Origin of the sequence: Romboutsia lituseburensis DSM 797, from assembly GCF_900103615.1 — a bacterium.
GTDB lineage: Bacteria > Bacillota > Clostridia > Peptostreptococcales > Peptostreptococcaceae > Romboutsia_F > Romboutsia_F lituseburensis.
This window is the reverse complement of sequence record NZ_FNGW01000003.1, coordinates 472699-495669: the sequence shown is the minus strand read 5'-3', so window position 1 is coordinate 495669 and position 22971 is coordinate 472699. Positions and strand designations below refer to the sequence as shown.

At 26.6% G+C, this 22971-nt stretch carries 25 protein-coding genes and 1 other annotated feature; of the genes, 23 read left to right on the top strand and 2 right to left on the bottom strand.

Going from position 1 to position 22971, the window contains the following annotated elements; genetic code table 11:
* The first annotated feature begins 18 nt into the window (after window positions 1–18).
* A complete protein-coding gene (locus BLP75_RS08210) occupies window positions 19–402 on the top strand; it encodes a MerR family transcriptional regulator (RefSeq protein WP_092725197.1) in 384 nt (127 codons plus the stop codon).
* Between the two features lie 178 nt (window positions 403–580).
* Window positions 581–1180 carry a GNAT family N-acetyltransferase gene (locus BLP75_RS08205; RefSeq protein WP_092725196.1) on the top strand — a complete coding sequence of 200 codons (600 nt, stop codon included), beginning with the start codon at window positions 581–583 and terminating at the stop codon, window positions 1178–1180.
* Between the two features lie 108 nt (window positions 1181–1288).
* On the opposite strand, the gene BLP75_RS08200 is transcribed toward BLP75_RS08205, so the two are convergent.
* Window positions 1289–2068, bottom strand: coding sequence for a TIGR00266 family protein (locus BLP75_RS08200; RefSeq protein WP_092725195.1), 780 nt, complete (start codon window positions 2066–2068; stop codon window positions 1289–1291).
* A 207-nt stretch (window positions 2069–2275) separates the two neighbouring features.
* Here BLP75_RS08200 and BLP75_RS08195 point away from each other — a divergent pair, with 207 nt between their 5' ends.
* The 19 genes from BLP75_RS08195 to mscL all read left to right on the top strand — a co-directional run bounded on the left by BLP75_RS08195 (window position 2276) and on the right by mscL (window position 19784).
* Window positions 2276–2788 carry a nitroreductase family protein gene (locus tag BLP75_RS08195; protein ID WP_092725194.1) on the top strand — a complete coding sequence of 171 codons (513 nt, stop codon included), beginning with the start codon at window positions 2276–2278 and terminating at the stop codon, window positions 2786–2788.
* A 27-nt stretch (window positions 2789–2815) separates the two neighbouring features.
* Window positions 2816–3562 (top strand): TatD family hydrolase, encoded by a 747-nt coding sequence (locus BLP75_RS08190; RefSeq protein WP_092725193.1) that lies wholly within the window; start codon window positions 2816–2818, stop codon window positions 3560–3562.
* A gap of 149 nt (window positions 3563–3711) precedes the next feature.
* Window positions 3712–4368, top strand: coding sequence for an Mpv17/PMP22 family protein (locus tag BLP75_RS08185; protein ID WP_092725192.1), 657 nt, complete (start codon window positions 3712–3714; stop codon window positions 4366–4368).
* A gap of 109 nt (window positions 4369–4477) precedes the next feature.
* On the top strand, window positions 4478–5107 hold the full coding sequence (locus tag BLP75_RS08180; protein WP_092725191.1) for a HutD/Ves family protein: 630 nt from the start codon (window positions 4478–4480) through the stop codon (window positions 5105–5107).
* A gap of 85 nt (window positions 5108–5192) precedes the next feature.
* On the top strand, window positions 5193–5507 hold the full coding sequence (locus BLP75_RS08175; RefSeq protein WP_092725190.1) for a MazG-like family protein: 315 nt from the start codon (window positions 5193–5195) through the stop codon (window positions 5505–5507).
* Between the two features lie 155 nt (window positions 5508–5662).
* Entirely contained in the window at window positions 5663–6613 is a 951-nt protein-coding gene (locus BLP75_RS08170; RefSeq protein WP_092725189.1) for a flavodoxin domain-containing protein, read from the top strand.
* A 224-nt stretch (window positions 6614–6837) separates the two neighbouring features.
* Window positions 6838–7950 (top strand): FtsW/RodA/SpoVE family cell cycle protein, encoded by a 1113-nt coding sequence (locus tag BLP75_RS08165; protein WP_092725186.1) that lies wholly within the window; start codon window positions 6838–6840, stop codon window positions 7948–7950.
* Between the two features lie 22 nt (window positions 7951–7972).
* Window positions 7973–8656 carry a response regulator transcription factor gene (locus tag BLP75_RS08160; RefSeq protein ID WP_092725184.1) on the top strand — a complete coding sequence of 228 codons (684 nt, stop codon included), beginning with the start codon at window positions 7973–7975 and terminating at the stop codon, window positions 8654–8656.
* Entirely contained in the window at window positions 8646–10043 is a 1398-nt protein-coding gene (locus BLP75_RS08155; protein ID WP_242872405.1) for a sensor histidine kinase, read from the top strand. The genes BLP75_RS08160 and BLP75_RS08155 overlap by 11 nt, the downstream gene beginning before the upstream one ends.
* A 148-nt stretch (window positions 10044–10191) precedes the next feature.
* Window positions 10192–10362: a hypothetical protein gene (locus tag BLP75_RS18145; RefSeq protein ID WP_170827939.1), complete on the top strand. Its 171-nt coding sequence runs from the start codon at window positions 10192–10194 to the stop codon at window positions 10360–10362.
* A gap of 306 nt (window positions 10363–10668) precedes the next feature.
* Window positions 10669–12072: a branched-chain amino acid transporter BcaP gene (bcaP, locus tag BLP75_RS08150; RefSeq protein WP_092725182.1), complete on the top strand. Its 1404-nt coding sequence runs from the start codon at window positions 10669–10671 to the stop codon at window positions 12070–12072.
* Window positions 12073–12429: 357 nt separating this feature from the next.
* A complete protein-coding gene (locus BLP75_RS08145; RefSeq protein ID WP_092725180.1) occupies window positions 12430–13371 on the top strand; it encodes an alpha/beta hydrolase in 942 nt (313 codons plus the stop codon).
* 131 nt (window positions 13372–13502) lie between these two features.
* Window positions 13503–13679: a hypothetical protein gene (locus BLP75_RS18140; protein WP_170139108.1), complete on the top strand. Its 177-nt coding sequence runs from the start codon at window positions 13503–13505 to the stop codon at window positions 13677–13679.
* Between the two features lie 92 nt (window positions 13680–13771).
* Window positions 13772–14030: a binding site (T-box leader), on the top strand.
* A 150-nt stretch (window positions 14031–14180) separates the two neighbouring features.
* Window positions 14181–15494 carry a Na+/H+ antiporter NhaC family protein gene (locus BLP75_RS08140; protein WP_092725179.1) on the top strand — a complete coding sequence of 438 codons (1314 nt, stop codon included), beginning with the start codon at window positions 14181–14183 and terminating at the stop codon, window positions 15492–15494.
* Window positions 15495–15724: 230 nt separating this feature from the next.
* Window positions 15725–16189 (top strand): hypothetical protein, encoded by a 465-nt coding sequence (locus BLP75_RS08135; protein ID WP_092725178.1) that lies wholly within the window; start codon window positions 15725–15727, stop codon window positions 16187–16189.
* Between the two features lie 80 nt (window positions 16190–16269).
* Entirely contained in the window at window positions 16270–16797 is a 528-nt protein-coding gene (locus BLP75_RS08130; protein WP_092725177.1) for a hypothetical protein, read from the top strand.
* A gap of 156 nt (window positions 16798–16953) precedes the next feature.
* On the top strand, window positions 16954–17301 hold the full coding sequence (locus tag BLP75_RS08125; RefSeq protein ID WP_092725176.1) for a cupin domain-containing protein: 348 nt from the start codon (window positions 16954–16956) through the stop codon (window positions 17299–17301).
* 306 nt (window positions 17302–17607) lie between these two features.
* Window positions 17608–19233, top strand: coding sequence for a Na/Pi cotransporter family protein (locus tag BLP75_RS08120; RefSeq protein ID WP_092725175.1), 1626 nt, complete (start codon window positions 17608–17610; stop codon window positions 19231–19233).
* A gap of 143 nt (window positions 19234–19376) precedes the next feature.
* Window positions 19377–19784, top strand: coding sequence for a large-conductance mechanosensitive channel protein MscL (gene mscL / locus BLP75_RS08115; RefSeq protein ID WP_092725174.1), 408 nt, complete (start codon window positions 19377–19379; stop codon window positions 19782–19784).
* Window positions 19785–19834: 50 nt separating this feature from the next.
* On the opposite strand, the gene ytaF is transcribed toward mscL, so the two are convergent.
* On the bottom strand, window positions 19835–20464 hold the full coding sequence (gene ytaF, locus BLP75_RS08110) for a sporulation membrane protein YtaF (RefSeq protein WP_092725173.1): 630 nt from the start codon (window positions 20462–20464) through the stop codon (window positions 19835–19837).
* A gap of 187 nt (window positions 20465–20651) precedes the next feature.
* Between ytaF and BLP75_RS08105 the strand changes: the two genes are divergently transcribed.
* Window positions 20652–21128 carry a L,D-transpeptidase gene (locus BLP75_RS08105; RefSeq protein WP_092725172.1) on the top strand — a complete coding sequence of 159 codons (477 nt, stop codon included), beginning with the start codon at window positions 20652–20654 and terminating at the stop codon, window positions 21126–21128.
* Window positions 21129–21496: 368 nt separating this feature from the next.
* On the top strand, window positions 21497–22897 hold the full coding sequence (locus tag BLP75_RS08100) for an APC family permease (RefSeq protein ID WP_330385796.1): 1401 nt from the start codon (window positions 21497–21499) through the stop codon (window positions 22895–22897).
* The last annotated feature ends 74 nt before the right edge of the window (window positions 22898–22971 follow it).

Here is a 22971-nt window from a genome sequence, read left to right as displayed (position 1 = left end):
AATTAGGAGACTAAAAACATGACAATTACAGAAGTAAGTGAAAAATTTGGACTTTCTCAAGATACATTACGTTATTATGAAAAAATAGGACTTCTACCAAATGTAAATCGTGATAACAGAGGTAGAAGGAGCTATACAGAGGAAGATTGCAATTGGGTAGAATTTATTAAGTGCATGAGAAGTGCAGGTCTTCCAATTGAAGCTTTAATAGAATACGTTGATTTATTTAAACAAGGCGATGAAACTATGAATGCTCGTAAAGAAATACTAATACAACAACGTAAAGAATTAATAAAAAAAATGGAAGAAATAAAAAAGACAATAGAACGATTAGATTTTAAGATAAAAAAATATGAATGCACGGATATTATAAATGAAAAAAAACTTTTACAGAAATATTAAAAAATGGTATTTTGATAATAAAAAATTTTACATAGCAAATTACTCTGAAGCATATTAATTTTATATTTAGTATTTATACTTCATATAATAAGCATATGTATTAATCCCTTATATTGTATCATTTATTTAAGTGTGATAAACTGTTTGCGAAGTAAAAAGGCATAATGGGGAGAGTAATATGAAACAAATATTAGAATTAAAAAAATATGAACTAGCTAAATTAGCAAAAGTTCTTACTTTATCTTTGGAAAAAGATCCATTGTATATGAACTTATTTCCAGATGATAATAAAAGGAAAAAATATTTAACTTATTTTTTTGAGATGAGAATTAGATATGGTTTAAAATATGGAAGAGTATACACAATTTCAGATAAATATGAAGGTGTACTAATAATATTACCTGGTGAGGATATTATGACACCTCTTAAGGTAATTAAATCAGGCGGAATAAAGGTAATGTGTACTTTAGGTAAAAATAATATGAAAAAATTGGTTGATATTTTAGATTACTTATCTCCAAAAGAAAAACTGTACATGAAAAATAAATTTATAAAAATATCACCAATAGGAATTAACCCTATACACCAAAGAAAAGGATATGGTGGTCATATGCTAAAGTATGTTTTAAAACAAATTGAAGGTGAAAATATATCATGTTATTTAGAAACTCAAAATATTATAAATGTACATTTTTATGAAAAGTTAGGATTTAAAGTATTAGAATCGGGGAATATGCCAGTAGATAATGTTTCATATTGGTGTATGATGAAAAAATAATATTCAAAGAATGAAATATATGGATTAAATGATAAATAAATTTGAATTATTAAGGATGTAAAATAAAAAAGTCTGGGTAAAATCAGACTTTTTTATTTTAACATAATACTATCTTTCAAATAAATTTCCTAAAGAACCTAAAATACTTCCTTCATCTCTACTATCTCCAGCGACTTGTGGCGCAGAAGCAAAGACTCTAGAAGCAAGTCTACTAAATGGTAAACTTTGAATCCATACACTACCTGGGCCTGTTAAGCTAGCGAGAAATAATCCTTCACCACCAAATAAACTATTTTTCACACCACCAACAAATTCTATATTGTAATTAATATCTTTAGTCATAGCAACTAAACAACCAGTATCAACTCTTAGCTTTTCTCCTGGAAGTAACTCTTTTTTTACAATAGTACCACCTGCATGTATAAAGCAAAGTCCATCTCCTTCTAATTTTTGAAGAATAAATCCTTCTCCACCAAAAAATCCAACACCTAGTTTTTTTCTAAAATCTATACCAATACTAACCCCTTTAGCCGCACATAAAAATGCATCCTTTTGACAAACTAACTTACCACCGACTTGCGCTAAATCAACAGGAATTATCTTACCTGGATAAGGAGACGCAAATGATACTTTTTGTTTATCATACCCATCATTTGTAAAAGCGGTCATGAAAAGACTTTCACCTGTTAGCATTCTTTTTGCAGCACCAAATAGTTTAGAACCTGAATTTTTGCTACCATCACCAAATATAGTTTCCATAGTAATATCTTGATCCATCATCATCATAGCACCAGCCTCAGCAACCACTGTTTCTTTAGGGTCTAGCTCTATTTCTACAAACTGCATATCATCTCCATATAATTTAAAGTCAACTTCATGTGATCTCATATATATTTCCTCCAATAATAGTTTTTATTTAGCTCTATTATATCTTAATAATAAGTTAAAAGAAAATTAAATATTTGTAATCTGATAAATATAAATGGTTCATTGTTGAGGAATGTTTTAAAAGATAATTAAATATATGCTAAAATGGGTATAGAATACTTTATTAGTAAAAGTCTAAACTTATAGTTAAAAGGAGACCTATGAAATATGTTAGATGTTATAAAAAATAGAAGATCAATAAGAAGCTATATAGATAAATCTGTTGAAGAAAATAAGATAATTGAAATATTAAAATCAGCAATGCAGGCTCCATCTTCAAAAAATTCTCAACCATGGGAGTTTGTTATAGTAGATGATAAAGAAATATTAAGTCAGTTATCAAAAGTCCAGCATAGAGCTAAACATATAAAAGAGGCTCCTATATGTATAGCAGTTCTTGGAAATAAAAATCGATTTTTAAAAGCAGGCAAATGGATGCAAGATTTAGGGGCAAGCACAGAAAATCTTTTACTAGAAGCAACTAATCAAGGTTTAGCTTCTTGTTGGACTGGAGTATTTCCAAAAAACAAAGTAGTTAATAAAGTAAAAATAACCTTGGATTTACCTGGAAATTTAGTACCGTATGCTTTAATTTCAATAGGATATACCAATGAAGAGAATGAGTATATAGATAGATTTGATAAGAAAAAAGTACATAGAAATAGATTTAAAAATACATAAATATATACTGGGAATTAAGGAGATTATATGTATATAGATTTTCACAACCACTTAGATTTTTATACAAATGAAACAATAGATAAGGCAATAAATATAATCAATAACGAAAAGATAAAAACAATAGCATGTTCAATGGATGAAAAAAGTTATGTTAAAAATTTAGAGATATCAAATAAAAGCAAATATATTATACCGATATTTGGAATACATCCATGGAATGTTGATAAAGGGAAATACAACTTAGAAAATTTAGAAAAATATATAAAAACAACACCATTAATTGGAGAAGTAGGCTTGGATTTTCATTGGGTAGAAGATAAATCAACTTATGAAAATCAAATAAGAGTATTTAAATATTTCTTAGAATGTGCTAAAAAATACAATAAATACATAAATGTACATACTAAAGGTGCAGAAGAGCTAGTGCTAGATTTAATAAAAAAGTATGATGTTTCTAATCAAACAATAATACATTGGTATTCTGGAGACAGAGATAATTTATTAAAATTAATAGATTTAAAGTGCTATTTTACAGCGAGTGTAGATTTATATTCGAATATTAAAACAATAGAAATAATAAAAGAGATACCAGTAAGTAAGCTATTGGCAGAAACAGATGGTCCAACAGCATTACAATGGGTCAATGATGTTTATGGAATGCCTAATGAAATTAAAAGTGTCTATAAGTATATATGTAAAGTTAAAGATGTAGATTTAGAAGCTTTTAAATTCAGTTGCAAAGAAAATTTAATAAAGATTACTAATAGTATATAACTAAATTAATCCCAAATATAAAGTCTTTATATTTGGGATTTTTATATGAAAAATTTAAAATTAAGGAGGAATTAAGCAAAAAAAGTACAAAGTTATAGATAATAAGCAAAATATAAAATAAAATGTAAATCTAAAAGAAGGAGATGCTGATGAAAAAAGGAGATTACATATGGGGAGGAATAATTTTATTAATAGGAATAATCCTATTAGTAGAAAAAACAAGAGATGCATTTATATTATTTACAGATAGTTATAAATTACTAGGAGGATTTATAAAATTTGCTATTTTATCAACAATGGGAGAAATGCTAGCACAAAGATTAGAATCAAAGGAATGGAAGTTTCAAAGTTATTTTTTTACAAGAGCAATAATATGGGGGATAATAGGGGTTGTAATTACTCTAATGTTTACAATATTTGATGCCGGAGTAACTAGGGTACTAGAAATGAAATTATTACCAGCAGGAGAATCTAAATTTGTGTTTGCATTTTTTACATCTGCTGTTATGAATCTTACATTTGCACCAACATTTATGTTTACACATAAAATAACAGACACATATTTGGACATGAAATATGAAGGTATAAAGGATATAAGTATTAAATCAATAGCAACTAGAATAGATTTAAATAGATTTTTATCCTTTGTTATAGGAAAAACAATACCGTTATTTTGGATACCAGCACATACTATAACTTTTTTAATTCCAGGAAAATATAGAGTTTTATTTGCGGCAAGTTTATCAATAGCTTTAGGTGTACTATTAGCAATTGGCAATAGTAAGCCAGTAGTTAAAACTAGCTAATTTTAAAAGTAGCCATCTTTATATATAGAGGTGGCTGTTTTTATAAAAGGAGTTTGAGTAAAAGTATTGAATAGGTGTAATAGAAGTATTAATCTTAGGGGGGATTTTAATGACATATGATATAAAGATTATAAGAAAAAATGAATATAAAACAAGCTATTGGTCAGGAGGAACTACAACTCAGTTATACATATATCCTGAAAATTCTATATACAGTGAACTAAATTTTATATTTAGAATAAGTTCTGCAAAAGTAACTGTAAATGAATCTACTTTTACTAGTTTACCAGGAATAGATAGAAAAATTATGATTCTAAATGGAACTCTTGATTTAGATCATGAAGGATACCATAAAATTAAACTAAATAAATTTGAACAAGATAGGTTTAAAGGCGACTGGATAACTAAAAGCTATGGGAAGGTTACTGATTTTAACCTTATGATGAATAAAGGTTGTGATGGTAATTTAGAACATATAAAAATAGGATGTAAAGCTTTAAAAAACTTGGATTTATCAATGGATATTAAGAATAATAAAAAAATGTTTATAATTTTTTATTGCTTAGAAGGTAGTGTAGATATTAACATAGATGGTTTTATAAAATTAAATGAAGGAGATTTATTAGTTTTAAAAAACAATAATGAAAGTAGATTATATAATATAAATATATTAAATAATTTTGAAAAAGAAGCTAATATAATCAAAGTTACTACACATTTTAACAAGACTTTATTTTAAAATATTATAATAATCATTTTTACATATTATCAATTATCTAGTATACTTAATTAATGTTAAAATCAATTAAGTGTAAGGAGATATTATGGAAGAAAAAAAATTAGTAGACTTAGGTGAAATAGAAAAATTAACCGTATTAGATAAAAAAACATTAGTTGAAAGAACTTTAAAATTATCAGAGGAGGTAGGTGAGGTATCACAAGCTGTGTTAAGTTATACAAATGTATGTGGTTGTGGATATAAAAACAAATCTAAAGAAGATATAGTAGAAGAATGTTTAGATGTTATAATAGTTGCAAGTGCAATAATAAGTCAAACGTATAATAATAAAATTGATGAAGCAAAAGTAATGGAAATATATAAATCAAAGCTTTCTAAATGGAAATCAAAGTGTGAATAACCTCTCCCCTGCTACTTTAAGTTATTAAAGTGGTAGGGGAGAGGTTATTTTGAATATAAATGTATATAAAACATATGATTTATTAAAGGAATTAAATTAAAAGTTTAAATTAATGATTAAAATAGCTTTTAAGCTAATTGAATAGGAGTGATAATATGAATAACACACTTGTATTATATGAAAGTAATTACAATACTACAAAAAAAGTTGCACAAATTATATCATTTATAGTAGGAAATTCTAAATTGTTAGACATCGAAAATAGTCCCAATTCAATAGATAAATATTCAAATATAATTATAGCGTTTCCTTTATTCGGAAACAAAACAGGATATAAAACCATCAGATATTTAGAAAAACATAATTTTGATTTTACAAACAAAAAACTTATAGTCGTTTGTGTTGGAATATCCAAAAAAGATGGAATTCAATATTCAACTCAAATACAAAATATAACTAAGAAGGCAAATATATATTATCATTTTATACATGGAGAATTAGTACTTAGCAAATTAACAGAAGAAGATAAATCTAGTATAAAAAAAATTTCAGAAATAATAAATGTACCATTTAAAGATATGGGAGAATTTAAAGAGGCTGAAGCTGTAAAAGCAGCTATAAATATAAAAAAATACATAGATAGACCACAGAAAACTGTACCTAAAATTGAGATGAAAAAAAGTATAGATCAATTTATAAAAAAACATACTACGGCGACAATTGCTACAGGGTATGAAAGTTTTATAAGGGCTACACCTATAGAGTATGAATACAAAGACGATGCATTTTATTTTATATCAGAAGGTGGATTAAAATATGTAGGCATACTTCAAAATAAAAATATAAGCATGGCAATTTACGAGGAATATACAGGTATGGATAACTTAAGAGGTCTTCAAATTACAGGTAGGTGCCAAATGATAGATACTTATAGCAAAGAATATGAAAAAATTATTAGCTTAAAAAAGTTAAATCTAGAGTATATAAAAAAGCTTCCTATAACTCTTAATATTTTTAAAGTTATACCTATTAAGTATGAATATTTAAACTCAAATTTTAAAGAAAATGGATATGATGCTAGACAGATATTAGACTGTATAGATTAAATAAATTTACCCCTTACCTCTAAATATTAGGTAAGGGGTAAATTTATGTCTCCATAATTTCTCCATAATTATTAATTACAATATTAATAATTAAAAGTAAAATTGGAGGTATTATAAAAATCGGAATTTAATTAAATAAATGTTGTGGATGATTTTTTATTAATAACTTATTTTGGCGTAGAATTATTATTTTAATCAAAACTTTTTAGAGAGAGGACATAAAAATGATCAAAAAAAATATTAAGCTTATAAAACATTTGGATTTCAAGCTTATATTAAATATATTTTTAATATTTATATTTGGAATTGTAATGTTAACAACAGCAACCCATGCAAATCAGACAGGCAATTATAAAGAGATAATAAAGCAGTTAATTGCATTTGGAATAGGTATAATTATAATATTGTGTACACTAAAAATAGACTATTCACAAATTGGAAAACACTACAAATTTTTTTATGTAGCAAGTATAATATTGTTATTATTGGTTTGGGTTCCAGGATTAGGAAATATTCAAGAAGGGTCAAGAAGATGGATAAAGCTAGGTCCATTATATCTTCAAACATCGGAGCTGGTAAAGATAACCTTTATAATAAGTTATGCAAAAATTGTAGAAAAGTATAATGGCAAACTTAATACATTAAAAGAAATAATTCCAGTGGTATTAAAAGCAATGCCAGTTCTTATATTAATGTTAATACAGCCTGATTTAGGAGGTACTATAACTTTTGGATGTATAATGCTAGGAATGTTATTTGTGGCAGGCCTTAATATAAAAATAATTCGAAATATAGGAATAATTGTAGTTATTTTACTTCCTTTAATATATACATTTATGGCACCTCACCAAAAAGTAAGAATAGAGGCATTTTTGCATCCAGATGATTTGAGTTATCCTGGAAATTATCAAGTAGTACAATCAATGATAGCAATAGGTTCTGGTGGATTAGAAGGTAAAGGTTTATACAATGGAACTCAAAATCATAGTGGGTTTCTTCCTGTTTCAGAAAGTGATTTTATATTTGCAGTAATAGGAGAAGAGTTAGGTCTAGCGGGTATGCTTATCGTAATTATTTTATACTTACTATTTATATTAAGAATGGTAAAAACGGCTGGAAAAGCTAAAGATTTTTATGGAGCACTAATAATTATTGGAGTAAGTAGTATGTTTACCTATCAAATAATACAAAATATAGGAATGACGATGGCATTAATACCTGTTACAGGAATTACACTTCCTTTTATTAGTTATGGAGCGAGTTCAGTAGTATCATCTTTAGCTAGTTTAGGATTAGTCTTAAATGTTGGTATGAGGAATAAAAAAATTAATTTTTAGTATTTATTAAGGATGGCGAAAAATGAATAGTATATTATTAGTAGATGATGAAAAAAAGATATGTGAATTTGTAAAAGCATATTTAGATAAAGAAGGATACAATGTTGATGTAGCATATAATGGAAAAGAGTGTATATATTATTTAGAGAGAAAAGAATATATCCTTATTATATTAGATAGAATGTTGCCTGATATAAGCGGTGAAGAAATTTGTAAGTTTGTTAGATGTGAATATATTGAACCACAGATACCTATTATAATGCTGACTGCTAAAATAGAAGATGAAGATAGAATAGAAGGATTTAATTTAGGCTGTGATGACTATATATGCAAACCTTTTAATGTTAAAGAATTAATTCTAAGAGTGAAGGCTGTTTTAAAAAGAACTAAATTTATAGAAAAAGAAGTTTTAAAGTTTAATGATGAAATTGAAATAGACACCGCATCCCGCAGTGTAAAAGTGAGGGAAAAGGATGTATTTTTAACCAATACAGAGTATAAATTGTTATTAATTATGGCTTCAAATCCAAAAAGAGTATTTACAAGAGAGGAATTACTTCAAAATGTAGTAGATGATCCTTGCCAAAAATTTGATAGAGTAATAGATAGCCATATAAAAAATTTAAGACAAAAAATAGAAGTAAATTCAAAAGATTTTAAAATAGTGAAAACAGTATATGGAGTTGGATACAAATTTGGAATTTAAAAGTAAAACAATAACGTTAAAGAAGCAAATAATAACTGTATTTGCAATTATTATGACACTAACTATAATTACAATATCTATATTTGTGAATAAATCTTTTGAAGAAGAGTTTAGTAAGTATGTAGATGACAATAATAAAACAGAGGTTAATCACCTAGTTTTTGATTTAAGAAATGTATATAACGATAATAAATGGGATATAGAAACTATAAAACTTCTAGGAGAAGATGCTATAAGCAAGGGGGTTGCCTTAGAAATATATGATTATAATAACAATTTGATTTGGAGTGTTTTTAAAGATGAAAAAATGTTGTCTAATCAGACCTTAAATAATATAAAAAAAAATATGAGACGTATAGATCAAAATTGGAATGGACAGCTAAGAGAATATAAATTTGACATATATGATGGTAAAAATATAATTGGATATGAAAAGATAATTCACTATGATTCTATATACTATATGGAAAATGATATGGAGTTTTTAAATATTATGAATAGATTTATGCTAATAATAAGTGCTATATCTATAGGTGCTACAATAATAATATCTATGTTAATATCTAAATCTATATCAAATCCGATAGAAAAAGTATCAAAAATGGCAAAAGTAATAGGGGAAGGAGATTATAAAAATACTTTAGAATATAATAGTAATATTAAAGAGGTAAGTGAGCTTATATTGTCTATAAACAAACTGGCAGAAGAACTTAGTAAACAGGAATTACTAAGGAAAAGGCTAACTACAGATATTGCTCATGAACTCATAACTCCTATAACTAGCATACAAGGTCATTTAGATGCCATGATAGATGGAGTATGGGAAATTACGCCTCAAAGGCTGATAAGTATAAAAGAGGAAGTATCAAGATTGGGTAGTTTGATAGGTAGTCTTAGAAATTTAGCAAAATTTGATAATGAAATAGGTGAATTAAATCTAAAAAGCACTAACTTAGGACAAGTAATACAAAATATAATATATAATTATGAGACAAAAGCATTAGACAAAAATATAAATATAAATTATGAGTTAAATAATGTATATATGAATATAGATAAGAACCAATTCTCACAAGTTATAGTAAATTTATTGTCAAATGCTATTAAGTATACAAATATAGGTGGACAAATATTCATAAAAATATATGAAAATAATAATATTATAGCGATATCTATAAAAGATACAGGTATAGGAATTCCTAAAGAGGATTTAAATTATATATTTGAAAGATTTTATAGAGTAGATAAATCTAGAAATAAAGATACTGGTGGAATTGGAGTAGGATTGACTATAGCAAAAGCAATCATTACTTCACATAATGGAGATATAATTGTAAATAGTAATATAAATGAAGGTACAGAATTTCTAATTAAGTTCAACAAATAGTAAAAAATCTACTTCAAGCTAATTTTATTGAGGTAGATTTTTGTATATAAGGATTATTTTAATGTAAGAATTTTCAAGTACTTTTAAAATAAAAAGTTAGAATAATTAATCCTCCTATAATAAATATTATACAAAAGGAGGTTTTTTTATGAAAAATAAAAAAGATAATGATATAGAGGATATAGAATATGAAATATTAGGAAACATATTTATAGGAAATTTATTTGATATGACAGGTGATCTAGATAATACAGCTCAGAATTTGATAACATATTTAGAAGTAGAAGAAATGAAAAAATTAAAAAAAGAAAAAAAATAATATAAAAATAGACTATGTTTAAAATTAAGCATAGTCTATTTTGTGATTCTAAGTATACAAAATGAAGTATATTAAAATACATAGAAAATACAGAAAATTTTGATTATTTTACCTAATATTAACTTTATCATAACGTTTTCTTAATAAAAACATTATACTATTAAGTAAATATAAAAACCGAGGTGGAGAAAATGTGAGTTAATATTATTGAATTAAATCAAATACTTTCCTATACCTATAAAGATATTTATCTAAAAATAGTGTTTGATAAACTTAGTGTATTAAAAATTAAAAAGGAGGCGTGTTATGAAATCTGATGTATTCAGAAAAATGCCGGTTGAGAAGCTATTGAGCCACAATCAAGAAGGTAAAGGATTAAAGAAAGTTTTAGGCGCGTTTGAACTTACTATGTTAGGTATAGGGGCAATAATAGGAACAGGAATATTTGTATTAACAGGTGTAGCTGCAGCAGATTATGCAGGTCCAGCGCTTATACTATCATTTATTATTTCAGGGATAGCGTGTGCTTTTGCAGCATTATGCTATGCGGAACTATCAGCAATGATACCTATATCAGGAAGTGCATATACATTTGGATATGTGGGACTTGGAGAAATTTGGGGATGGCTAATAGGTTGGGACTTAATATTGGAATATTGTGTAGCAGTAGCAGCAGTTTCAATTGGTTGGTCTGGTTATATAGTAAATATACTAAACATACTAGGTATACATTTACCAAAAGCTTTAATAGCAGCACCTGGTAGTGGAGGTATTATAAATTTACCAGCAATATTAATTTTAGCTCTTATAGCGGGATTGCTATTATTAGGAGCTAAAGAAAGTGCTAAACTAAATAATATATTAGTAGCCGTAAAAATAGCAGTAGTTCTTTTATTTATAATTTTAGGATTTAAGCATGTAGAACCAGCTAACTGGCATCCATTTATGCCTTATGGATGGAGTGGAGTATTCTCTGGTGCAGCAATAGTATTCTTTGCATATATTGGATTCGATGCAGTTGCAACAGCAGCAGAAGAAGTCAAAAATCCTCAAAAGGATTTGCCTAAAGGAATAATAGGTTCTTTATTAATATGTACTGTATTGTATATAGTAGTATCAGCTATATTAACAGGAATGGTACCATATTTAGACTTTAAAGACAATGCAGCTCCTGTTGCATATGCATTATCAAAAGTTGGTATTCAATGGGGCTCAGCTTTAGTATCAGTAGGTGCAGTATGTGGTATAACTTCAGTATTATTAGTTATGATGTATGGATCTACTCGTTTATTTTACGCTTTATCAAGAGATGGTCTATTACCTAAAGTATTTAGTCAAGTCTCTCAAAAAAGTGGAGCACCAACTAAGAGTATAGCACTAGTTTTTATAGCTACAGCACTTGTAGCAGGATTCTTCCCAATAGGAAAAGTTGCAGAATTAACTAATATGGGAACATTAGCAGCATTTGTTATAGTTTCTTTGTCAGTTATAGTACTAAGAAAATCTAGACCTGATTTACAAAGACCATTTAAGGTTCCTTTTGTTCCAGTGGTTCCTATACTTGCAGTTGTATTTTGCTTATTCTTAATATTACAATTACCTACTTTTACAAAAATGGCATTCTTAGTCTGGATTTCTATAGGATTTATTGTATATGTATTTTATGGATATAAACATAGTTCATTGAATGAAGAAAAGATAAAATCTTAAAAATAAAGATTAAATGCATATAGTATAGGGTATAAAATATATTAAGATAGTTGTATTACTTCACACATATATAAAAAGGGGTGTCGTTTTAAATGAGGCCTCTTTTTATTGTGTAAAAATAAAATTTTTAAATATTAAACTTATGTAAAACTGTAATCAATAATAGTATATTTAAAATATATTACAATAATTAAAATTTAATAACTATATTATATAAATCTTAATTTATTAATAATAAAGTAATTAGAAATGTTTAAATTTTAAGGTTAAACACAATTACATGAAAAATTTGTAAATATTAAAAGTATCTTTTGTATGTTATAATTTTACTAAATATATATTAAGGATAAGGAGACTATGGATAAAATAAAAAGTAGTACAATATATGAAGATGGATATATAATGGGAAAAGAGAATGTTAAAATATATTACAAAAGTTATATTGTAGAGCCGAGTAAAGCTAACATAGTGATATCTCATGGTTTCTGTGAAACATCAGAAAAATATGATGAAATAATTAAAATATTTAATGAGTGTGGATTTTCAGTATATATAATGGATCATAGAGGTCATGGAAAATCAGGAAGATTAGGTATAGATAATAGCCAAATCAATGTAGAAAGTTTTGAACATTATGTATATGATTTTAAAACTTTTTTAGATAGTGTTGTTGTATATAATAAAAAAGAAGAAAAAATATTTCTATTTGCTCACTCTATGGGAGGGGCTATAGGAACATTATTTTTAGAAAAGTATGAAAATTATTTTGATGGAGCAATTTTAAATTGTCCTATGATGGAAATAGAGACAGGAAAATATCCTATTTTTATTTCTAAGATAATCTCTAAATTTATGTGTATTATAGGTCAAGGAAATCAATATATACTAGGTCATGGTCCATTTAAAACAAAGGAAAATTTAAATGAATTAGAATTTAATTCTCAAAGAAGATATAGCTCATACTTAAAAAAACAACTTAAAAATAAAGAACTTCAAACATCTGGTGGGTCATTTAAATGGTTAAAAGAAGCATTTAAAGCAACAGATATATTAACTAGAGAGGAAAATGCAAGCAAAGTAAAAATACCTATATTGATATTTCAGGCAGGTAAAGATACTTTTGTAAGGCCCGGTGGACAAAATAGGTTCGCAAGTTATGCTAAAAATTGTAAGATTATTTTAAGAGAAGATGCGAAACATGAAATATATATTGAAAAAGATACAATTTTCAATACATATATTGAGGATGTAATTAATTTTTACAATGGGTTACTGAAAAATAAATCTCGTATAAACTAAGAATCATCTAGAATTTAAATTCTAGGTGATTTTTTATAAATTAAATAATATATAAAATTACAAAAAATAAGAAATTTTGATAACATTGTGCTATATTATAGTTAAATAAACAAAGGGTGGGGTGGTTTATAATGAGTAAAAGTAATCAAAATTTAATTGATCTATTATTAAAAAGTGGAAATGTATATAGACTTAAATGTGAAAAGTGTAATTCAATATCTGTGCAAATTAGCGATAAAGAAGAACCGGATTATTTATGCTTTGAGTGTGGAGGTACATGTAAGCTTATTGGATGTAAAATTAAATAAATATAAAAAATAAAAAAAATTTTTAGAAAATTTAAAAATATAATTGACAAAGCTTTTTAGAAAATATATTATATAAAATATAAAAAGAAATTATAAATGCTATGAAAAGGAAAGTAACTTTAAGAATACTTTTACAGAGAGTTCCTATTGGTGAGAGGGGAGCAAAGGATATTAAAGTGAAAATGGCCTTGGAGCGGTGTACCGAGATCTATTGATAGGATTTAGGCTACAACGGGTTCACCCGTTACAGTGATAGAGTATAACCAAAAAAATTGGCGTACTCAATGAGATTTGTATTGTGAAATACAAATGAACTAGGATGGTAACACGAAGTCAACTCTCGTTCCTAAGATTAAATTCTTAGGGCGGGAGTTTTTTTATGCACTAAGTGTGATTATTTATATAAATTAAGTGGCGCGCGACATTAGTTAATATGAATAATTAGTCTAAGATGAATTTAATGTAAAGATTAAGTATAAAAATTAAAAGGAGATTAATAAAATGAATCAAGAAATTAAAAAAGGAAATCCGTTAGCATTATTACCTTTAGGTGTATTTTTATTATTATTTGTAGGAAGTGGAATAATAACAGGTGATTTTTATAAAATGCCTGCAGTAGTAGCATTTTTAATATCTGGTGCAGTAGCATTATTATTTAATAAAAAAGAAAACTTAGAAACAAAGCTAAATGTATTTTGCAAAGGCGCTGGAGAACCTAATATTATTTTAATGGTTGTAATATTTTTATTTGCAGGAGCATTTTCAAGTGTTGCTAAAGCTATGGGAGGAGTTGACTCAACTGTAAACCTAAGTCTATCAATACTACCATCAAATCTTTTGGTAGCAGGATTGTTTATAATAGGATGCTTTATATCAGTATCAATGGGAACTTCAGTTGGTACAATAGCAGCTTTAGCTCCAATTGGAGTTGGAATATCTGAAAAAACAGGAATACCTGTAGCTTTAGTTATAGGAGCAGTAGTAGGTGGAGCAATGTTTGGAGACAATTTATCTATAATATCAGATACAACAATAGCAGCGGTAAGAACACAAGGTTGTGAATTAAAAGATAAATTTAAAATGAACTTTAAAATAGTTTTACCAGCAGCTATAGTTACTGCAGTGTTATTAACATTAGTAACATTAGGATATGATAATGTTGCAAATCAAAGCTATGATTATAATCTAATAAAAGTTCTTCCATACCTAGTAGTATTGATAGGTGCATTATGTGGAGTAAATGTTTTTGTACTATTAGGAAGTGGAATTGGATTTGCAGGAGTTGTAGGTTTATTTACTAAATCATTCGATATATTTGGACTTATAGAAGCTATATCAGGTGGAATAGCTGGTATGTATGAACTAAGTATTTTATGTATAGTAGTAGGAGGCGTAGTTTCTCTTATAAAGTTTAATGGTGGTATTGATTATATACTTTATTTTATAACAAGTAAAATAAAAAGTAAAAAGGGTGCAGAGTTTGGAATAGCTGCATTAGTAAGTGTTATTGACCTATGTACAGCAAATAATACCATAGCAATAGTTACAGCAGGTCCATTAGCAAAGGATATAGCGGATAAATATGAAATAGACCCTAGAAAAACAGCTAGCATATTGGATATATTTTCATCTTGCTGGCAAGGAGTTATACCATATGGAGCACAACTTTTAACAGCTGCTGGTGTCGCTCAAATATCTCCAGTTGAAATTTTACCATATCTATATTATCCAGGTTTAATGTTTATATGTGGAATAGCTTCTATATTATTTGCAAAAAATATTTGTAAGGTTAAAAAAGCAAATCAAACAGCTTAAAATATAAAATTTTATTAAATGTTAGGAAAAGGAATGGTTTTTTGCCATTCTTTTTATTTTGGTTACAAAACAGTATTGTAAGTATTCTAGTAAATAAATTTTTTTACTGGAAATATACATATTTAAGATGATAAAATATAAAAGAACTAAAGAATAAATTTTTATTTGAGATTAGCAATTATAAAATAAAATTTTATATTAACAATAAATATTATTTAGGAGATAAGGCAATGAAATTAAATGAATTAAAGGTATATTCACAAAATAATTTTGATAAAGAAATAATCGAGAGAATGTCTAAGGATAGTGAAGAAAATTTAAATAATTATATAATAAATGTGGTATGTGATTTGATACAAAATATACCAATAGATGAGTCGCTTATATGCAATGCAAAAAAAAATATAAATAATAGCAATGAAGAAAATATAGCTAAAATATCTACGTACATAGCTTTGATTCCATATGTTCAATTAAAGTTAAAAGATAGAAATGATGGATATATTATAGCCAGTTCTTTAATTGAAATTTTAATAAGCTATCTAGTTGGTTGTGTAGAAGAAATAACTTTTGATAATAAGTTATTAGAGATAAAACAAATATTAGAGGTATCTGATGTATTTTATAAAGAACTTATACATTATTTTGCACAACATAAAGATATAATAGTAGATAATATAAGTAAAAAATTATAGATATTTAACATTTATTTTAAAATCTAACTATAATATGATACAATAAAATATCAAAATGCAAAAACTAAAAGGAGTTTAAAATGAAAAAAATTTTAGAAAATAATAATGTAAATATACAAGTAAGTGAGTTAGGTAAAATACTTATTCAAAGTAATGGATATGAAGATTTTTATAATAATTTATATAAATGTAATATAGAGTTTAATGAAGCTAAGACATATGAAATAGCATCAAGTGGATTTGTAGATTTTAACCAACACTTATACGAAGATATAAACCATATGAATTCAATAAGTAGTGGAATATATTTAGAAAGATCTTTAATAACATATAGAATATTTATATGGGGATCTAAGGGTGAAGGGTTTGAGATATTTAAACATGTTTTTATAGGTGAAGAGATTTCTAATATTAAAACAGAAGATGATATAAAACAATATATAGCTTCTCACTTACAAGAATTACAAGAGGGTATTTTAAAAACATATAATGAAGGTGTAAAAGAAAGTTTTGAAAAGTTTGGCATGGCTATTGAAAATAGAGCATTACCTCTACAAAGTATACTTCAGTTTTTAACTGTACCCAATAATATAAATGATTTTAGATAGGCTTAAAGACCTAAAAGGATTTAGTTAAAAGTAAAACTAAATCCTTTTATTTTTATAAAATTACAATATAAATTCAACATATAACCTAAAAAAATTAAAGGTGAGTTAACTAAAATATAGAATAAAAATATAAAACTAAAAGTAAGGAGAAGCTATATGATAAAGAAATCAAAAGATCTAGAGATTACAAAAATAGAACATTTAAGAGGTGGTAAAAAAAGTGTAAGCATAAAACATTTAATTCAGGGGGAAGAGTTAAAAAATCAAGCAAAAATGATATCAAAAATAACATTACCAAAAGGGGCGTCTATAGGATATCATGACCATACAGAAGATTTTGAGATATATTATATATTAACAGGAACAGGAGTTGTAGATGACAATGGTAACATTACTAAAGTATCACAAGGAGATGTTATATATACTTGTGATGGTGCTACTCATTCAATCGAAAATACAGGGGAACATGATTTAGAATTTATGGCTATTGTTATAAATGAATAAAAAATTAATTTACAATAAAAATATAAATAAAAAATAAAGACTTAATACAATATTAAGTCTTTATTTTTTATGACTAAATATAGAAAATAACTAATATTTATAGAAAAATATTATTAACAAACTCTTAAACTTAAATTAATACTAACTTAATATTTAACTGTCATTTAACGTAATCTTAACATAAATCCAAATAAGTTAACATTCACTTAACACAATATGACATTTTTTTTGATAGAATGAATTTGTACTAATAAATAAGAAAATTTAAAAAATTACATATGCATATCTTAAGGAGGAAACAAGAAAGTGGAAATAGCAATCAACTTAATGGGAGGTCTTGGTCTTTTCCTGTACGGTATGAACCTTATGGGAGATGGACTTCAAAAGTCAGCAGGAGCTAAACTAAGAAGGATAATCGAGCTTTTAACAAGTAATGTTTTAATGGGGGTTATAGTTGGTGCTTTAGTTACAGCAATTATACAAAGTAGTAGTGCTACTACAGTAATGGTTGTTGGATTTGTTAATGCAGGAATTATGACTTTACCACAAGCAATAGGGGTTATAATGGGTGCAAATATAGGTACAACTATAACAGCACAGCTAGTTTCTCTTAATTTAGTAGGTCTTGCGCCAGTTGCGTTAGGTATAGGTATAATACTTTATTTATTCTCATCTAAGCCAAAAGTTAAAAATATGGCTGAGATATTAATAGGATTTGGTATATTATTCACTGGTATGGACTTTATGAAAGATGCAGTTAAGCCTTTAACTGAATTTGAAGGATTTACTATGGCTTTAAGTACACTAGGTCAAAATCCAATACTTGGAATATTATTAGGCTTTGGTATAACAGCAATAGTTCAAAGTTCAAGTGCTTCAATGGGTATGCTACTTGCAGTTGCATCAACAGGAGCAATAAGTTTAGGAGCAGCATTACCTATATTATATGGAGAAAACATAGGTACTTGTGTAACTTCATTAATATCTAGTATAGGTGCTAGTAAAAATGCTAGAAGAGCAGCAACAATGCACTTAATATTTAATATTATAGGAACTATGGTATTTATGTTAGTACTAACTAAACCGATAACTATGATGGTAACACATTTAGATCCAACAGATGTGAGTAGACAAATAGCAAATTCACATACGTTATTTAATATAATAAACGTTATAATATTACTTCCATTCTCTAAGTTTATAGTAAAACTTACTATGAAGCTTGTACCTGAGAGAGAAGATGAAATTGAAGACAGAAAAACAGTTAAGTATATAGATGAAAGAATGATGGAAACTCCATCAATCGCACTATCAAATACGGTTAAAGAAACTTTAAGAATGGGTGATAAGGCTAAAAAAGCTCTAATTAACTCAATGGAAGGTGTATTTGAAGGATCAAATTCGAAGATTAAAAAAGCATTTGAAGAAGAATCAAAAGTTAACTTATTACAAAAGACTATATTAAATTACTTATTAAAACTATCTAAAACTTCTTTAAGCAATGAGTCTAGAGAAACTGTTGATGAGTTATTCAATACGGTAAATGATATAGAAAGAATTGGTGATCACGCTGAAAATATAGCAGAGCTAGCTGAAATTATATTAGAAAAAGACTTAAATTTATCTAAGGAAGGTAAAGATGAGTTAGTTCAAATGTATAATAAAGTTGTAGATGCGTATTCTGCTGCATTAGAATCTATGGAAAATAATGATATAGACTTAGCTTGTAAGGTAATAAAGATGGAAGAACAAGTTGATGTTATGGAAAAAGTATGTCGTGAAAATCATATGGCAAGATTAAATGAAAGCTTATGTACTATAGATAACGGAGTTGTATATTTAGATATAATATCTAATTTAGAAAGAATCTCTGACCATTCTGTAAATATAGCACAGCAGGTTATAAAGTCTAGCAATAAAAATATAGCTTAATATATAATACAGTATCTATGGTAAAATGACTATTAGATACTGTATTTTTTATGTAAAAATTATATTTAAAATTAAACACTTAAAATAAGGATAAACTAACCATAAGAATTTTTTATAAAAATATAGAAAGAAGGTAAATGTATTTGAAACATTTAATTAAAGAATTTAAAGAGTTTGCAATTAAAGGAAATGTTATTGATTTAGCAATAGGGGTTGTTGTAGGAGGAGCTTTCTCAAAAATAGTTACATCTTTAGTAAATGATTTAATTATGCCATTTGTAGGTATATTAACAGGAGGTATAAATTTTTCAGAATATAAAGTAGTATTAAGAGAAGGTATAGGTAAAACACCTCCTATAACTTTAAATATAGGTAGCTTTATACAGACTACAGTAGATTTTTTTATAATAGCATTTGCTATATTTATGTTCGTTAGAATAATAAATAAATTAAGGACAAAAAAGATAGAAGAAGCTGTTACTATTGAAGAAAAAATTTCAGAGGAGGTATTATTACTTAGAGACATAAAAGAGTTATTACAAAATAAATAAATTAAAAGGTATCTTTAATTTTAAAGATACCTTTTAATTTAATATTCGATTTAAAATTTAAAATATCTCATAAGGGCTAATAATATAAGGATGGCTCCGGACAACCAAGAAAGATTCATATCTACTTTTTCAACAAATTTACTACCCATATAAGATCCTATTATTAAAGAAGAAATCCCAACTATTAATGAAAGTAAAATAACTTCTAAGTAACGAACACTTCCTAAGCTACTACCAAAACCAACAGCTAAACTATCAAGTGAAAGTGCTACAGCTAAATAAAAAGCTTCTTTACCTGTTAGTATCTTTGATTTATCATAATCAGCTTTAGTTTCATTTGCATAAATTTCAAGAACGAATTTAAAATCAAAAAATTTAAAAGTCAAAGGGACTTCTGAATTTGAAAATTTTTGTATATATGTTTTAAAAAATGATTCAAATAATCTATATGTCCCAAGTAACATTAATAGTGAAAAGCTAACCAAAGATGCTATACTAGGAGACATAAAATCCTTTAATATAGAACCTAAAAAAAGTGAGATAGCTAAAAAAGAAGTACATACCCCATTTATGATTAAAGCAGAAGAAAATGGAATTTTTATCTTGTCTGTTCCATAAGCAATACTAGCTACAAATGTATCAATAGATAGAGATAACACTAGAAGAAAAGATTGTAGCACGATGATGACACCCCCTAATTTGAAAACTACTACTATAATATTACAGATAGCTATTTTTGGTACCTAGATAAAATTAAATATTTTATTTGTTTAATATTTCAATTAAATGTTTAATCACAATTGTTCATTTTGTTTTAGATATACTCATAAATAAATATATATATAAATTTAGTTGAGGTGAAAATTTATGAATTCTAAGTATATTAGGTTAAATAAAAATAACAATTTAGATTACACACATTTTAATAATGATATATCTGCCTTTGTAAATAAAAACAATATAAATAGCACAACTAATTATTTAATAATTACATCTACAAAGAATAAATATACATATATATTTGAAAAAGATAATGATGCTTGGGATATGCTATATAAATGGAGCTGTACAGTTGGAAAGCCTTCTACTCCAACAATAAGTGGAGTATTTTTAGTAGGTATAAAGTATCCTGCAATTGGAGATGAAAATAGCTCTGTTAAGTATGCAACTAATATAACTGATGAGTATTATTACCATTCTATCATATATGATGAAACAGGTCTTAGTATAAAAGATGATAGATTAGGTGTTGCTATAAGTCATGGATGTATAAGGCTAGCAACAAGTAGTGCGAAATGGATTTACGAAAATGTTCCTGAAGGAAGCACTATAATAATCTATTAACTATTAAAGGTATAAACTGTTAAGTTTATACCTTTTTTTATAAAAAATTAAATAATGAAATTATTTAACATAAAAAATAAATTAAATGTACTTAGATACTATTAACATAAAAATTTTTCAGTGCATAAGCTTAATTTGTGTTAAAAAAAATTAATTTTGTTAAAATTGTGTTTATTTTAGTGAAAAAAATAAATTAATTTGTTGAAAAAACATATATTTAACAAAAAAATGATACATTGTGCTATTAAAAAAAGTTACTTTTTTGCCATAATGTTATTATAATAACTTTAAGAATATATTTAAAAGTAAAAAGATTCAAACAAATACAAATATATTTTAAAATTAAACCTAGAAGGGGAGTAGTAAGTATGAAAATGGATTTTTTTAGAAAGAAGACAGTTGCAGATTTCAAAGAAACTTCTGAAAATAGCGGTCTTAAAAAAAATCTAAGGGCATTTGATTTAGCTTTGTTAGGAATTGGGTCCGTTGTAGGAACAGGGGTATTTGTAGCTACAGGGCAAGGAGCAATGCTGGCTGGACCAGCAGTTATAATATCATTTATAATCGCAGCAGTAACAAGTGCCCTATGTGCATTAACCTATGCTGAACTTTCAACAATGTTTCCTGTATCAGGAAGTACCTATTCTTATTCATATGTAGCATTTGGGGAAATTGTTGCTTGGATAATAGGATGGAACTTAATGTTAACTTATTTAGTATCAGGAGCTGCAGTTGCATCAGGATGGTCTGGGACTTTAGTAGGAATGTTAAATTCTTATGGAATTGTTTTACCTGAAATGTTTACAAAATCAATCTTAGCAGGAGGATTTATTGATTTACCAGCAGTGCTAGTAACTTGCTTTATAACTTGGCTACTTTATGTAGGTGTATCTGAAAGTGCAAAGGTAAATAATATTATTGTTGGAATTAAAGTTTTTGTTATTTTATTATTTATATTCCTAGGTCTTACTAATATAAAACCTCAAAACTATATACCATTTTCACCATATGGAATGGGCGGAATAATGTCAGCAACAGCAGTAATATTTTTTGCATATATAGGGTTTGATGCAGTATCAACAGCAGCAGAAGAAACTAAAAATCCTAAAAGAGATGTACCGTTAGGATTACTAATTTGTTTAGTTTCAGTAGTTATTTTATATATAGGTGTGGCATTAGCTTTAACAGGTATGATACCTTTTAAATCTATAAATGTAATGAATGCTATTCCAGATGCATTATCACAAATAGGTATAAACTGGGGATCTACTCTTGTAGCAACAGGTGCTGTTATAGGTATGATATCTACATTATTAGTTACTTTATATGGTCAAGTAAGAATATTTATGGCAATGTCAAGAGATGGATTACTTCCTAAAGCATTTGCATCTATAAATGAAAAACACGGAACACCTGCAAGTTGTACACTAATAACAGGAATAGTAACTTGCATAATCGCAGGATTTTTCCCTTTAACTGTAATAATAGACTTATGCAATATAGGAACATTATTTGCTTTCATAGCTGTATCTGCAGGTATAATAGTTTTAAGAAAAACTATGCCAAATATAGAAAGAAAATTTAGATGTCCATGGGTTCCTGTTTTACCTTTATTAGCTATAGTATTTTGTTTATATATAACACTTAATATACCTTTAGTTACTTGGATAAGATTTGCAATTTGGATTTTAGCTGGAGTTATAGTTTATTTCTTATATGGAGCTAAACACAGTAGACTAAATAAAAACAATGCTCATGTTGAAGAATAGTAGATAATATATATTCTATTTAGATAAATAAAAGATTAAAAATGAACACAGTATAATGATATGTAGTATTCAAT